Raw genomic sequence first — 917 nt, forward strand, 5'->3', positions numbered from 1 at the left:
ATCACCGCTGGCGCGGCAACTTCAAAGCCTCCGGCCTATCCTACACATCGGATGACCAAGGTCAATGCTAAGCTATAGTAAAGGTTCACGGGGTCTTTTCGTCCCATCGCGGGTAATCGGCATCTTCACCGATACTACAATTTCACTGAGATCATGATTGAGACAGTGTCCGGATCATTACACCATTCGTGCAGGTCGGAACTTACCCGACAAGGAATTTCGCTACCTTAGGACCGTTATAGTTACGGCCGCCGTTTACCGGGGCTTCAATTCAAGGCTTCTACTTACGTATGACCTCTCCTCTTAACCTTCCGGCACCGGGCAGGTGTCAGGCTGTATACGTCAACTTTCGTGTTAGCACAGCCCTGTGTTTTTGTTAAACAGTTGCCTGGACCTATTCTCTGCGCCTCGTCAAAATAACGAGGACCCCTTCTCCCGAAGTTACGGGGTTAATTTGCCTAGTTCCTTAACCATGAATCTCTCAACGCCTTAGTATGTTCAACCCGACTACGTGTGTCCGTTTGCGGTACGGGTGCTGCATGACTGGAGCTTAGCGGATTTTCTCGGGAGCATGATTACCCACACTATTGCCCTTCCCCGAGGGGACGGGCATACTTTCAAGATTCAGCTCTCATGGTGGATTTGCCTGCCATGATCGACGCCTAATCTCTTCAACGGGCTATTCCGTCAGCCCGCGGCGGTGTCACTTCTCCGTCTCCGCAATCGCATCATGCAGCAGTCACGGAATATTAACCGTGTCTGCCATCGCCCTCGCCGTTCGGCTGAGGCTTAGGACCCGACTGACCCCGGGCTGATTGGCATTGCCCGGGAAACCTTGGTCTTGCAGCGGGAGGGAATCTCACCCTCCTTATCGTTACTTATACCTACATTTGCTTTTCCATGCGCTCCAGCCAGGG

1 rRNA gene is annotated in these 917 nt (G+C 52.6%); it reads right to left on the minus strand.

Features of this window, described 5'->3' with window-relative positions:
- A 23S ribosomal RNA gene (locus HMPREF1254_RS05750) occupies positions 1–917 on the minus strand; the annotation flags it as partial.

The sequence above is a fragment of the Prevotella sp. BV3P1 genome (assembly GCF_000479005.1).
Lineage (GTDB): Bacteria > Bacteroidota > Bacteroidia > Bacteroidales > Bacteroidaceae > Prevotella.